At 42.7% G+C, this 13376-nt stretch carries 13 protein-coding genes; 9 read left to right on the top strand and 4 right to left on the bottom strand.

Going from position 1 to position 13376, the window contains the following annotated elements; genetic code table 11:
* Nucleotides 1-209 precede the first annotated feature (209 nt).
* The 6 genes from BP27_RS0108550 to proX all read left to right on the top strand — a co-directional run bounded on the left by BP27_RS0108550 (nucleotide 210) and on the right by proX (nucleotide 6766).
* On the top strand, nucleotides 210-1889 hold the full coding sequence (locus BP27_RS0108550) for a carbon starvation CstA family protein (protein WP_027851195.1): 1680 nt from the start codon (nucleotides 210-212) through the stop codon (nucleotides 1887-1889).
* A gap of 98 nt (nucleotides 1890-1987) precedes the next feature.
* The gene (locus tag BP27_RS0108545; RefSeq protein WP_027851194.1) at nucleotides 1988-2266 is read left to right on the top strand and encodes a cory-CC-star protein; all 279 of its coding nucleotides are present in this window, start codon (nucleotides 1988-1990) and stop codon (nucleotides 2264-2266) included.
* 27 nt (nucleotides 2267-2293) lie between these two features.
* Nucleotides 2294-3304 (top strand): ArsA family ATPase, encoded by a 1011-nt coding sequence (locus tag BP27_RS0108540; RefSeq protein WP_036239835.1) that lies wholly within the window; start codon nucleotides 2294-2296, stop codon nucleotides 3302-3304.
* A gap of 118 nt (nucleotides 3305-3422) precedes the next feature.
* Nucleotides 3423-4613: a glycine betaine/L-proline ABC transporter ATP-binding protein ProV gene (proV, locus tag BP27_RS0108535; protein WP_027851192.1), complete on the top strand. Its 1191-nt coding sequence runs from the start codon at nucleotides 3423-3425 to the stop codon at nucleotides 4611-4613.
* Between the two features lie 2 nt (nucleotides 4614-4615).
* The gene (gene proW / locus BP27_RS0108530; protein ID WP_027851191.1) at nucleotides 4616-5692 is read left to right on the top strand and encodes a glycine betaine/L-proline ABC transporter permease ProW; all 1077 of its coding nucleotides are present in this window, start codon (nucleotides 4616-4618) and stop codon (nucleotides 5690-5692) included.
* A 63-nt stretch (nucleotides 5693-5755) separates the two neighbouring features.
* On the top strand, nucleotides 5756-6766 hold the full coding sequence (gene proX, locus BP27_RS0108525) for a glycine betaine/L-proline ABC transporter substrate-binding protein ProX (RefSeq protein ID WP_051610469.1): 1011 nt from the start codon (nucleotides 5756-5758) through the stop codon (nucleotides 6764-6766).
* 84 nt (nucleotides 6767-6850) lie between these two features.
* Here proX and BP27_RS17300 read toward each other — a convergent pair whose 3' ends face one another.
* From BP27_RS17300 to BP27_RS0108505, 4 genes are all read right to left on the bottom strand, one after another.
* Nucleotides 6851-7018 carry a hypothetical protein gene (locus BP27_RS17300; RefSeq protein WP_162833724.1) on the bottom strand — a complete coding sequence of 56 codons (168 nt, stop codon included), beginning with the start codon at nucleotides 7016-7018 and terminating at the stop codon, nucleotides 6851-6853.
* A gap of 55 nt (nucleotides 7019-7073) precedes the next feature.
* Nucleotides 7074-8165 (bottom strand): YeeE/YedE thiosulfate transporter family protein, encoded by a 1092-nt coding sequence (locus tag BP27_RS0108515; RefSeq protein ID WP_036239833.1) that lies wholly within the window; start codon nucleotides 8163-8165, stop codon nucleotides 7074-7076.
* Nucleotide 8166: 1 nt separating this feature from the next.
* On the bottom strand, nucleotides 8167-9120 hold the full coding sequence (locus tag BP27_RS0108510; RefSeq protein WP_036239830.1) for a sulfurtransferase: 954 nt from the start codon (nucleotides 9118-9120) through the stop codon (nucleotides 8167-8169).
* 116 nt (nucleotides 9121-9236) lie between these two features.
* Nucleotides 9237-9971, bottom strand: a complete 735-nt coding sequence (locus tag BP27_RS0108505; RefSeq protein ID WP_027851187.1) for an endonuclease/exonuclease/phosphatase family protein — start codon at nucleotides 9969-9971, stop codon at nucleotides 9237-9239.
* Between the two features lie 212 nt (nucleotides 9972-10183).
* Between BP27_RS0108505 and BP27_RS0108500 the strand changes: the two genes are divergently transcribed.
* The 3 genes from BP27_RS0108500 to BP27_RS0108490 all read left to right on the top strand — a co-directional run bounded on the left by BP27_RS0108500 (nucleotide 10184) and on the right by BP27_RS0108490 (nucleotide 13373).
* Nucleotides 10184-10495, top strand: a complete 312-nt coding sequence (locus BP27_RS0108500) for a helix-turn-helix domain-containing protein (RefSeq protein ID WP_027851186.1) — start codon at nucleotides 10184-10186, stop codon at nucleotides 10493-10495.
* On the top strand, nucleotides 10488-11711 hold the full coding sequence (locus tag BP27_RS0108495; protein ID WP_027851185.1) for a type II toxin-antitoxin system HipA family toxin: 1224 nt from the start codon (nucleotides 10488-10490) through the stop codon (nucleotides 11709-11711). Before BP27_RS0108500 ends, BP27_RS0108495 begins: the two co-directional genes overlap by 8 nt.
* A 75-nt stretch (nucleotides 11712-11786) precedes the next feature.
* Nucleotides 11787-13373, top strand: coding sequence for a peptide chain release factor 3 (locus tag BP27_RS0108490; RefSeq protein WP_027851184.1), 1587 nt, complete (start codon nucleotides 11787-11789; stop codon nucleotides 13371-13373).
* The last annotated feature ends 3 nt before the right edge of the window (nucleotides 13374-13376 follow it).

Below are 13376 nucleotides of genomic sequence, written 5' to 3'. Positions count from 1 at the left end.
AAACACTTGGAATGAAAACACCAAATGAAGTATTGTTTGAAGAATTACAGGCTGTTGCACTAGCAAGTTGAATCCAAGTAAGGTATAAAGTTAATGAGTCACATATCTATACTTTGGTCTAGGCTTGCCTTTTCATCTTGTTCAGGCGAGTATTTGTGATGTAAGTCAATGTTATTTTAAATCAATAAATATCATGAGGTAAACAACCTATGAGCTCAATAGTCTTAATGCTTTTAGGGCTTGGCGGCATGGCAATAGGTTTTTTTGTTTATTCAAAATTCCTTGCTTTTGCTGTATTCAAGTTAAGCGAAGATTTTACAACTCCAGCCCATGAATTTGAAGATGGGATTGACTTTGTGCCAACCAACAAATTTGTTTTGTGGGGGCACCATTTTACCTCGGTTGCCGGGGCTGCACCGATTGTTGGGCCTGCCATAGCGGTTATTTGGGGCTGGCTACCTGCTTTTTTATGGGTCACTTTCGGTACTATCTTTTTTGCGGGTATTCACGACTTTGGTGCTATTTGGGCCAGTGTGCGTAACCGTGCTAAGTCAGTGGGCACTTTAACCGGCGATGTGGTGGGTACCCGTGCCAGGGCTATTTTTTCAATTGTTATATTTTTAGTCTTGTTAATGGTAAACGCAGTGTTTGGCGTGGTCATTGCTCGCTTATTAATTAATAACCCTAGCGCAGTCGTGCCAGTGTGGGGTGCAATTGCAGTGGCGCTTATTATTGGCCAGGCCATTTACCGCGGCAAAATGAGTTTACCGCTGGTTTCTTTAATAGGTGTGGCAGCACTTTATGGGCTTATTTATATCGGCCCTTCAGTGCCTTTAGCTTTACCTTCAGAAGGGGTAGCAGGTTTATCGCCTAACGCTGCTTGGATTCTTATTCTATTTGCCTATGCTGCCGTTGCTTCCTTGTTGCCGGTTTGGGTTTTGTTACAACCGCGTGACTATATTAATGGCTTACAGTTATTTGTAGGTTTAATTGCCCTTTATGGAGCCATTTTGGTGGCTAACCCAACCGTGGTTGCACCCATGATAAATATGGATGTGCCGCCTGGAACACCTTCCATGATTCCTTTGCTTTTTGTCACCATTGCTTGTGGCGCAATTTCTGGCTTCCACGGTTTAGTGGCGTCTGGTACGACTTCTAAACAACTGGATAAAGAAAAAGATGCCCGTTTTGTAGGTTACTTTGGTGCCACTGGTGAAGGTGCTTTAGCTTTAGCAGCCATTCTTGCGGCCACCGCTGGCTTTGCAACCTTTGCAGACTGGGAAGCTGTTTACCAATCGTTTGGTGATGGCGGTGTGCAAGCCTTTGTAACGGGCGGCGCGAATATTCTAAGTGCTGGTACAGGCCTAGATGCAGCCATTGCAGGAACCATGTTAACCGTAATGGCAGCTTTATTTGCCGGTACAACCATGGACACAGGTTTACGTTTGCAGCGTTATATCTTCCAAGAGTGGGGCGAGATTTATAACCTAAAATGGATGGCTAAGCCCGTTCCAGCAACCTTGTTGTCAGTTGGTTCTTGTTTAGTGCTTGCTTTTGGTGCTGGGGGTGCAGAAGGTTCTGGTGGTCTGCTTATTTGGCCTTTGTTTGGTACCTCTAACCAACTGCTTGCCGGTTTAACACTATTGGTAATTACCGTGATGTTGGTACGCCGCGGTTCACCCACTGTTTTCACGCTTGTTCCTTTAGTGTTCATCTTGATTATGAGCCTTTACGCTTTACTGGAGCAGTTAAGAGGCTTTTATCTAAAAGAAAACTGGTTCTTGCTTGGCTTAGGTGCCGTGGTATTAGTAGCAGCAATCTTTGTAACCCTAGAAAGCGTAGCAGCACTTAAACGCGCCAAGCTAGAAAGCAAAGAAACTGCTCAATAAACAAAGCTAACCCTTAAAGCTGTTAGCCTAAGTGAACAACGGCCTAGCCATAACATTTAGCTAGGTCGTTGCCAGCTTAAACCCTGCCGAGGTTAGCCATGAAAAAAAACTTATCGCGCCTTAAATACATTTATAAAAAAGCCAGTGCCGCTGGTGCTGAATATTATAATGCCCCTTACCGAGCGGCGATTGCTCGTGCCCAGCGTGATGAAGATGATTTATTTATGCTGCTTATTTTTAGCGAAATGATGGGCATTCCTAATCCCGCCAGCTGGTATTGTTTAGAACTGCAACCTTTATTACTCGAGCGTTTTCATGATTGGCACACCCGTATGGGTATGGAGCGTTCACCCTACGATCATTTCCGCTGCTGTTAACCCTTCAATTTAATGCTGGAGCTTAAAATGCTCAACCTAGCGCAACTGTTAGTTGAACGTAAACTTATTATGGTGGGCGGCAAAGGCGGTGTGGGTAAAACAACCACAGCCGCTGCTCTTGCCGTGGCTGCAACTAAAATGCAGCGGCGTGTGTTGTTAATTTCTACCGACCCAGCACATAGTTTAGCCGATGCGTTTGATCAAACAATTGGCGGCAAAATCACTAAAATGGCAGCCAATTTAGATGCTTTAGAACTAGACCCTAATGAAGAAGTGGAAGCTTATTTAGACAGAGTGCTAAGGCAAATGCGCCGTTATGCAGGGCCAGACCAGGTGAATGAGTTAAGGCGGCAGTTGCGTTTAAGCAGTCAATCGCCAGGCGCACAAGAAGCCGCTATTTTAGAGCGCATGGCTCACTTAATAGAAGAAGGGGAGGCTAAATACGATTTAATAATTTTTGACACGGCACCAACCGGGCATACTTTACGCCTTTTAACCCTGCCAGAAATTATGGCGGCTTGGACTGACGGTTTATTAAAGCACAATAAACGTTCAGAAAAACTAGGCAAAACCCTAGCCCATTTAACTCCTAATCGCAGTTTAGACACGCCTTTTGATGACCCAACTAAAAATGCGACCGAAGGTTTAGATAAACGCAGCCAAGAGTTGACCGAAACGCTCTTAGCCAGACAAAGCCTATTTCAGCGCACTCGTCGCAGATTAAGTGATAGTAAAAATACAGCTTTTATTTTTGTGTTAACCCCCGAAAAACTGCCCATTTTAGAAACAGCGCGTGCTATTGACGCCTTGCAAGAAGCCGCTGTGCCAGTTGCTGGCGCGATTGTTAATCGTATTATGCCCGATCCAGGTCAAGATCCTTTTTGGGCAGCACGTTTTCAGCGCCAAGAAGTACAGTTGCAAGAAATAGCAGAACAGTTGGCTGGCGTAAAAACCCTTAAACTGCCTTTAATGGCCAGTGATATTCAAGGTTTAGCGCAGCTAACAGAATTTGCTGAGCAGTTTTATCAGGATAAATAAAGTCAGCAAGTATAAAAATATTTAATGCAAGTGAGGCTTTGCTAAGGTTTAGCTTTATGGACTCTTAGTTGAATAAGTGTTTAAATCAGTCGCGTTATAGGCAACGGGTAGCGCATTTATGACTGATAAAGTCGTCATTAAAAATCTGTACAAAGTCTTTGGTAATAACCCAAAGCAAGCCATAAAAATGGTTGAGCAGGGTATCTCTAAATCAGAGATTTTTGCACAAACAGGTCAAACCGTTGGAGTGATGGATGCATCCTTCAATATCAAACAGGGTGAAATTTTTGTCATTATGGGCCTTTCAGGCTCAGGAAAGTCAACCCTCGTCCGACTTCTAAACCGTCTAATAGAACCGAGTGCTGGCGAAGTGCTTATTGATGGGCAAGACATAGCTAGCTTTTCAGATAAAGACTTGCGTGACCTGCGCCGTCGTAAAATGAGCATGGTTTTTCAGTCCTTTGCTTTAATGCCTCACCTTAGTGTGCTTCAAAATGCAGCTTTTGGTTTAGAGCTAGCCGGCATGAATTTACAAGAACGTAACCAACGTGCCATGGCAGCTTTAGCCCAAGTCGGCTTAGAAACTGTTCACATGAGCTATCCAGACCAACTGTCGGGCGGCATGCAGCAGCGTGTAGGTTTAGCTAGAGCTTTAGCTAACGACCCTGAAGTGATGTTAATGGATGAAGCTTTTTCGGCATTAGACCCTTTAATTCGTACTGAAATGCAAGATGAGCTAGTTAAATTACAAAGCAAAGCTAGACGTACAATTATCTTTATTTCACATGACCTAGATGAAGCCATGCGTATTGGTGACCGTATCGCCATTATGGAAGGTGGTCGAGTCATACAAGTTGGCTCTCCCGATGAAATTTTGAAAAACCCTGCAGATGACTATGTGCGATCCTTTTTCCGTAATGTTGATGTAACAAAAATTTTATCAGCCCAAGATATTGCCAGCAAACAGCACGCAACGGTGATTAATCGCGAAGGTTTTGGACCCACCTCGGCTATCGAACTCCTACGCCAACATGACCGTGACTATGGTTATGTAGTTTCGCCTAAAGGTGAGTTTTATGGTGTGGTTTCGGTTGAATCCCTGCTGCAAGTTGAAAAAAACCAAGGCAAGCTTGCCGATGCTTACCTGAATAGTTATGAGCCTTTAACAGCTAATACACCGCTAAATGAAATTATTGGTCAAGTTGCCAAATACCCATTTGGGCTACCGGTGATAGATAAAGACCACAAATACCAAGGCGTGGTTACGCGAGTGGCTATGTTGCGTGCGCTAGATAGGGAGGAAGAATAATTATGGCTAATCAAGATGCTAATAATCCCTGGGCTACAACAGAAGAAACAACGACGCCTACTACCGAGGCATCTAACCCTTGGGGTATGGAAGAAGAGGTTGCTGAACCCGCAACCGATTGGCTAGCAGCCGTTGCAGAAGAAGAAAAAGCGTTTAGCCTGCTTAACCCTTTTGATCACTACACCCTACCCTTAAGTGATTGGGTTGAATCAGGTTTGGGCTGGTTAGTAGAAAACTTTAGGGGCGTGTTTCAAGCCATTCGTACCCCGGTTGATGCAGTTTTAACGGGTGTAGAAACCAGCTTAATCAATGCACCGGTTTTGTTGGTCATAGCAGTGATGGCGTTACTTGCTTGGCAGCTATCGAGTAAGCGTTTAGGTTTAGCTACCCTAATATCGATGACACTAATTGGTTTTATCGGTGCTTGGCACGAGGCAATGATAACCTTAGCCTTGGTGATAACAGCACTGGTTTTCTGTGTTTTAATCGGCTTGCCTACTGGAATTTGGTTAGCACGTAATGATCGAGTCGCATCGGTTATGCGTCCCTTGCTTGATGCCATGCAGACCACGCCACCTTTTGTTTACCTAGTACCCATTGTTATGCTGTTTGGTATTGGTAACGTACCAGGCGTTGTAGTCACTATTATTTTTTCATTGCCGCCTTTAATTCGCCTAACCAACTTAGGTATTCGCCAAGTACCTGAAGACCTAGTTGAAGCCTCACGTTCTTTTGGTGCTAGCCCAAGGCAATTGCTTTTCAAGGTTCAGCTTCCTTTGGCTATGCCTACGATTATGGCAGGCTTAAACCAAACACTAATGCTGGCGCTTTCTATGGTGGTTATTGCTTCCATGATAGCTGTGGGTGGTTTAGGGCAAATGGTACTGCGTGGTATTGGCCGGTTAGATATGGGCCTAGCGACTGTGGGTGGCTTAGGTATTGTTTTATTAGCCATTATTTTAGATCGCATGACCCAAGCATTAGGTAGTGATGAACGTAGTTCAGGCGTTCGTCATTGGTATCAGCGTGGTCCAACAGGCTTAGTATTAAAGCTTTTAGGTAAGAATACTGCCAAGTAATCAGTTATTAGAATAAGAAGTTTTATAAAAAGCATTAATCAATGTTTTCAACAGGAGAAAAACATGAGTTCATCATGGCTTAAAAAAGCAGGCTTAACCCTGCTAACTGCTAGTTTAACTTTTAGCTTAGGTGCCTATGCTAAAGATAAACCAGGTGAGGGCGCAGTGGTCACCCCATTAAAAAGCTCGATAGCTGAAGAAACCTTTCAAACCTTGCTAGTGAGTCGTGCACTAGAAGAGCTAGGTTTTGATGTGCAACCCATTCGTGAACTGGAATACCCAGCCGCACACATAGCCATAGCTAATGGCGATGGTACTTTTTTAGCGGATCACTGGTACCCGATGCACATAGATTTTTATGAAAAAGCAGGTGGTAAAGACAAGCTTTTCCGCTCAGAAATTTATTCAGGTGGTGCTGTAAGTGGTTACCTGATTGATAAAAAAACAGCTGATAAATATAAGATTACCAATATAGAGCAGTTTAAAGACCCTAAAATTGCTAAAGCCTTCGATGCTAATGGTAATGGCAAAGCAGACTTAACTGGCTGCCCACCGGGTTGGGGTTGTGAGCAAATTATTGAACACCACATGGATGCTTATGATCTACGTGGAAGCATTGACCATAACCAAGGCTCTTACTCAGCCTTAATGGCTGGAACCATCTCTCGCTTTAACCAAGGTGAAAGCGTTTTTTACTACACCTGGGTACCCTACTGGGTTAGTGCAGTAATGAAGCCGGGTAAAGATGTTGTTTGGTTGGAAGTACCTTTCTCTTCATTACCTGGTGCTGGTAAAGACGTTGATACCACTTTACCCAATGGCTCTAACTATGGTTTCCGTCCAAATACTCAGCATATAGTTGCAAACCAAGACTTTGTGAAAAAATACCCTTTCACGGAAGCCTTATTTAACGCTATGAGTTTATCGAGTGCCGATATCTCAGCACAAAACCTAGCCATGCGTGATGGACAAGATAGCGATAAAGATATCGTTCGCCACACAGATTTATGGATTAAAGGAAACCGTGCCACTTTTGATAGCTGGTTAAAAGCAGCACGCGATGCAGCTAAGTAATAATTGAAATAATTGATTGACTAGCTGTTAAAACAAAACCCCTGAGTGTTTTTAATACTCAGGGGTTTTTGTTAAATCTAGGAATTAAAAAGTAGCGCAATGCCCACCTGAAGGTGCTTGGCCTGAACCTATTGCAATAATAGGTGCTTCTAACCTTAAGTTAACAGGTTCAGCTGTTTGCCAATCCCAAACAAAGAAGCCCACCAAAAAAGCCCAAAAAACTACCACTCTTACACGGGTTAATTTATTCATTGTTAACAACTCTTTTTTAAGTTCAGTCTTTTAAGTTCAGTCTTAATAATTGGGGTTAATAATTAAAGTAGCGACGAATACGCACACCAATTAACGAACCAGCAAAGGCCATCACCACCCAAATCCAGCCATGTAGGCTGCCGGTAGAAATACCACTGACCATAGCACCCACATTACAACCAAAGGCTAGGCGAGAGCTGTAGCCTAGTAAAAACCCAGCAATAATACCCACTAGCCACTGTTGGCTGGTTAGCTTTTTTGTTTCGCCGGTTTTATTGCGTGAGAAAATCCACAAAGCACCCGCTAAAATACCGATATTGGTAATTGAGGTTAAGTCTAAAAATACCGATTGCTCTAAAGCCGTGGCATTCACCGGTTGGCTCCAAAAAGCATTGGTGCTTGGGTCAAACAGATTGCTGGCTGTAGCAATTTTTGCTGCCCACAAGCCAAACCCATAAACCACACCCCAAGGCTGCCCAGCAATAACAAAGTTAAGTACGGCTAATAAAGCCAGCAGTAGCGCACCAATAATTAAAGTTTTATTAAATAAAATGCGTGAACCACCGCTAGTTTTAGACCAAAACCAAGCTGCTAAGCCAATAGCAATTAAACCCAAATAGGTAAGAGCCATCGCGCCGCTTAAACCCACTTCTTGTACCAAACCAACGGGTTTAATATTGCCTAAATCTAACCACCAGCCCAAATGCACTGAACCTAAAAAACTGCCTAAAGCAAACACAGGCAAAATGGCCATGTTTAAAGGAATACCCAAGCCAGCTTTATATAAGGTGCCTGAACCACAACCGTCGGCAATTTGCATAGCACCACCAAACACCAAAGCACCTACTAACAAACTAATACTGGGTGGGCCAAGTGCTGCACTGAGTTCGGTTGGGAATAAAGCCAGTAGCGGTAAAGAAATGCCTGCAGCAACAGCCAAAAGTAATAGCTGAGCAAATACACCACTGGCATCACGCTTTTCAATTAGATTGCGCCAACCGGTAGTAAAACCAAAACGTGCTCCAGCTAAAACGCCACCCAAACCTAAACCTACAATAAACAGTAGGCTTTGGCGGATAGATACAAACCAAAATAAAAAGGCTGTAAAAACAGCAAAAACTAGGGTTAATGCAAGACGATTATTCATTTTAATTATTTACCAACTTAGAAAACTGGGTTTGAACCTGTTGCCAGCGACTAGGTGTATTATCCATAGGTAAACCCACGGGAGATTGCGTCCATTCAGCCAAGGAAGCAGGGTAAAGGCGCACATCTTGCAAACCAGCCACTTCAGATAAAACAAACCAGTTAGTAGCAGCCCAGTGACCGGTATTACAAAAAGAAACCGTTTCTGTTGCTTGATCTAAACCTTGTTCTGCTACCAGTTGTTTAACTTCATGGCTAGAACGAATGCGCGTGTCATAACTATTAAACCACTGTGGAAAAGGAATATTTTCTGCACTGGCTATGGTGCCGCCAGTGGTTGACATAGGGGCTTTTTTCTGGCCTTGAAAGAAAGCTGGAGGGCGTGAATCTAAAAGCTGGTAGCTAGTATCTTGTTGGTTAATTCTATCGAGCAGCTCATTTTTATGAATAGCTAAACGTGAATTAATGTTTACCTTATATTGGCTGGGTTCAACCTGAATCGCTTGAGTTGCAACGGGTTGCAACGCATTTTGCCATTGCTTAAAGCCACCGTTTAAAAGGGTTAAGTCAGTAAAGCCTAAGTATTTTAAAGTCCAATAAACTCTAGCCGCTGCACCAAAATCAGTTTGATTAGCGCCGCTTGAATAGACCAAGATAGGCTGCTTATCGGTTAAACCTAGCTGGCGGGTTAGTTGTTCAAAATAGGCTGTTTCTTTTAACTGCCCAGGGCTATTAGCAGGACCACGCCATTTGCCATAGGGTGCAGAAACAGCACCTGAAATATGCCCAGCGGCAAAATCAGCAGGACTACGTATATCAATCAGCTGCAAACTAGCATCGGCCTCTAAAGCTGCACTTAAGGTTTGTACTTCTATTAAAGGTTGGTAGGTTGCGGCCTGCAAGCTACCTGCTAGCAAAGATAAAATAAACGTCAGGCTGACGTAAATAGGTTTCATAGTGATTACTCCTAAAGCTGAGGAGTAATTTTGACATAGGTCAGTTTTAAGCTTAAAGAATGAATTGCTATATGGTTATATAGAATTAGGTTCTTATAACCTTGGTTAGCTTTTGGTTAAATAACAAAACGAGTGTAAATAGGGTTGTGGTCTGACACTTTTGTTTTGATTGCCACGGCTTCTTTAAGCCACAAACCACGATAAAAGATAAAATCTAACGGCATATTTAGGTAAGATTTTACGTTTTTTGCATCGTTTAAATAAGCTTGCTTTAAGCCAGCAGCACGCGAAAACTCGAGTAAATAAAGCTTTCTTTGCCGACTCCAAACATTGAAATCGCCAGCGACAATCAGTGGACCCTGATGATTAAGTAACTGTTCTTTTAAAAGGGTTAGCTCTTTTAAAAAGTAGTGTGAGCTAACAAAGTTAATGGCATGAACATTGATAATCAATAAAGACTGTTTATCTGGTAAAGGGTGTTTAGACACCATATAGCTTTTATGGGTTGCCAAGCCAAACTCACGTTTCAGGGTCAGTTTAGGGGTAGCCTCTGAAAAAGCATACTGACTAGCAGTGAGCACGCCAAACACATGGTGCTTACTTTGAATATTAGAAGCCAAGGCATAAGACCAGTCATTTAAATACCATTCATCGGTAAGCGACAGCTTAGCTTCTTGAAAAAGTAAAAACTGTGACGGAAAGCGTGTCAATAGCTGGGTGAGAGCGACTTGAAAGGCTTCATTTTGTGTTGATTTTTGTGTATTCCAACAAAGTACACCAAATTCTTCTCCACGAACCAGAGCTTGCTGGTGAATAAAGCGCGTTGGACAAGCTATCGTTGGCTTAAGCAAAGGCTAACCTATTAATAAGAAGTTAAAAGCCCAGTATTGTAACAATAACTTACTCCTAGCGGGCTCAGTAGCTACAAAATATCATTTATCTATCAATCTATATCGGTTAGCTATATTGATATGCATTGGTAGATCAATTTTGTTTTTTTAAGCTTTGAGTGATATGCTTTTATATATATTATGTTTGTAGTGAGCTACTAAGGTATATCAGAATGAGCTATGTAACTGAGCAGTTATTAGAAGATCTGCGAGAAGCGCGTACAAGTAAGGGGTTTAGCCAAAGAGATTTGAGCGCTCGTTCAGGTGTACCTCAAAGCCATATATCGAAAATTGAGTCGGGTGGTGTTGATTTGAGGGTTTCCAGTTTGATTGCACTCGCCCGTGTGCTAGACCTAGAGCTATTTCTCGCGCCTAAAAAGTCTATAACTGCAATTAATTCGATTATTCGAAGTAGCAAAGGCATTCAGGATGAGGGGGAAGAAATATTACCTGCCTACCGTTTAGATGATGACTGTGATGAATAATAAAATATCTACTTTAAACGTTTTGCTCTATGGTGAAGCTATTGCAACCATCACTCATGTAGGCAATGACAGAACGCTATTTGCCTTTACGGATGCCTACATAAACGACAATTCAAGGCCTGTATTAGGGTTGGGTTTCAAAGATTCGCTCGGAGGCTTACTGACCAGCTTTAAACCTACCCAAACACAATTAACTCCATTTTTCTCGAATCTATTGCCAGAAGAAAGGATGCGTCATTACCTAGCAGAGCGCGCAGGTGTGAATCCAGTGCGGGAGTTTTTTCTATTATGGGTGTTAGGAAAGGATTTGGCAGGTGCAATTACCGTTGAACCAGCCGAAGGTGAAGCATTGCCGCCTAATCTGCACCAAGGTATTGAAGGTAAAACGAAATACGAGGCGCCTATGTGTTTTTCATTGGCTGGCGTACAGTTGAAGTTTTCAGCAGTGCAATATGCTAAGGGTGGTTTGACAATCCCTGCAACAGGCCAAGGTGGCTCTTGGATAGTGAAACTACCCTCGTCTCGTTTTGAAGCTGTACCAGAAAATGAATATTCGATGATGGAGTTAGCTCGAATGTTGGGAATGGATGTTCCTGCAACTCAGCTGCTACCCATTAACCAAATTACGAATATTCCAGAAGGTATTGGCAAGTTCGGCGCTAGTGCTTTTGCGATTAAACGCTTTGACCGTGTAGATAACCAAGCCATACATATTGAAGATTTTGCGCAAGTTTTTGGCGTATATCCCCAAGATAAATATAAAAAAGCCAGTATGCGCAATATCGCTCAGGTTATTGGTATAGAAGGTCAAGACGAAGACATTGCAGAGCTGATTCGTAGGCTGGTGTTTAATACACTAATTGGCAATGCTGATATGCACTTGAAAAATTGGTCAGTAATTTATAAAGACAAGCGCACAGCATCAATTGCACCCGCTTATGACTTTGTCTCAACCCTACCCTATCTCCCTGGTGATAGCGCTTCACTAAAGGTTAGTCGCAGCAAAAAATTCAGCGACTTTAATCTAGACGAATTATCACACCTAGCTGCTAAAGCAAAGCTACCTGAAAATTTAGTTTTGGATACAGCCAAGCAAACAGTGGCAAGCTTTCATGAAGTATGGGCAAAAGAAAAACACCATTTACCACTTAGCAAAACGATGATTGCAACAATTGAGCAACACTTACGAGGTGTGCCGCTAGCCACTGATTGTTAATCATCTCAATATCAGCGAAAATAGCGCCCAAACTTATTGCGCTAATGCTATCACCCTCACGGGAAAGAAAGATTAATGACAGACCAGAATTTAATTAAAGAAATAGAAAGTCGCCGAACCTTTGCGATTATTTCTCACCCTGATGCGGGTAAAACCACCATTACCGAAAAGCTCATACTCTTAGGTAAGCTAATTCAAACAGCGGGTATCGTTAAGGGTAAAAAAGCCGATAAAAGTGCAACATCAGACTGGATGACCATGGAGCAAGAGCGAGGCATATCGATTACCTCATCAGTGATGCAGTTTCCTTTCAATGGTCGAACCGTCAATCTACTCGATACCCCAGGGCACGAAGATTTCTCAGAAGATACCTACCGAACCTTAACCGCCGTTGACTCAGCTTTAATGGTAGTCGACGGTGCTAAAGGTGTAGAGGACCGTACCATTAAACTCATGGATGTTTGTCGTTTGCGCTCTACGCCTATCTTCTCTTTTGTGAACAAGCTCGACCGAGACATTCGTGACCCAATTGAATTATTAGATGAAATTGAAGAAGTCTTAAAAATTAAAGCTGCCCCCATTTATTGGCCGATAGGTTCAGGACAATGGTTTAAAGGCATTTATAATTTGTATAACGATGAGATTTTGGTATTTACACCCGGTCAAGGGCATACACTTTATGACTTTGAAATCATTAAAGGTTTAGCCTCTGAAGCTGCAAAAGAATTTTTAGGTGATGAATACGACGATTTAGTCGATGAGTTAGAGCTAGTCAAAGGCGCGACTCATGCATGGGATGAAGAAGCTTATTTAGCTGGCAAGCTAACCCCTGTTTACTTTGGTACTGCCTTGGCTAACTTTGGTGTGCAGCAAATGTTGGCAGATTTTGTTAAATGGGCACCCTCACCCTTACCAAGACCGACTGAAACACGCGAAGTAACACCTACCGAAGAAAAGTTTTCTGGTTTTGTATTTAAAATTCAAGCCAATATGGACCCTAAACACCGCGACCGTATTGCTTTTATGCGAGTTTGTTCAGGCAAATATACCCGTGGTTTAAAAATGCGTCATTGCCGTACAGGTAAAGATGTTCGTATTGCTGACGCGGTTAACTTTATGGCGGGTGACCGAGAGCTATTAGAAGAAGCCTGGTCGGGTGATATTATTGGTTTGCACAACCACGGTACCATTCAAATTGGCGATACTTTTACAGAAGGTGAAAACCTAAAGTTTGTGGGTATTCCACACTTTGCGCCTGAGCTTTTTCAACGAGTACGCCCTAAAGACCCTTTAAAAATGAAACAGCTACAAAAAGGTTTGCAGCAGTTGTCAGAAGAGGGCGCGGTGCAGTTGTTTATGCCCTTTAAAAATAATGACTTAATTTTAGGGGCAGTAGGTCAGCTACAGTTTGAAGTGGTGATGTACCGCCTACAAGATGAGTACAAGGTGGATTGTATGTACGAGCCAGTTAACGTACAAACAGCGCGCTGGGCAGAAAGTAAGGATGCTAAAAAGCTTGCAGATTTCCGCCGTAAAGCTGAAGAAAACTTAAGTGTGGATGGTGCTGGATTATTAACTTATTTAGCGCCCACAAGAGTTAATTTACAGCTAACCCAAGAACGCTACCCGGATATAGAGTTCCATTCTACCCGGGAGCATTAAGCG

The sequence above is a fragment of the Marinospirillum insulare DSM 21763 genome (genome assembly GCF_000686905.1).
In the GTDB taxonomy this organism is placed as follows: Bacteria; Pseudomonadota; Gammaproteobacteria; order Pseudomonadales; family Halomonadaceae; genus Marinospirillum; species Marinospirillum insulare.
Note: the sequence above shows the minus strand (reverse complement) of the source record. Positions and strands in the feature narration are given on the sequence as shown.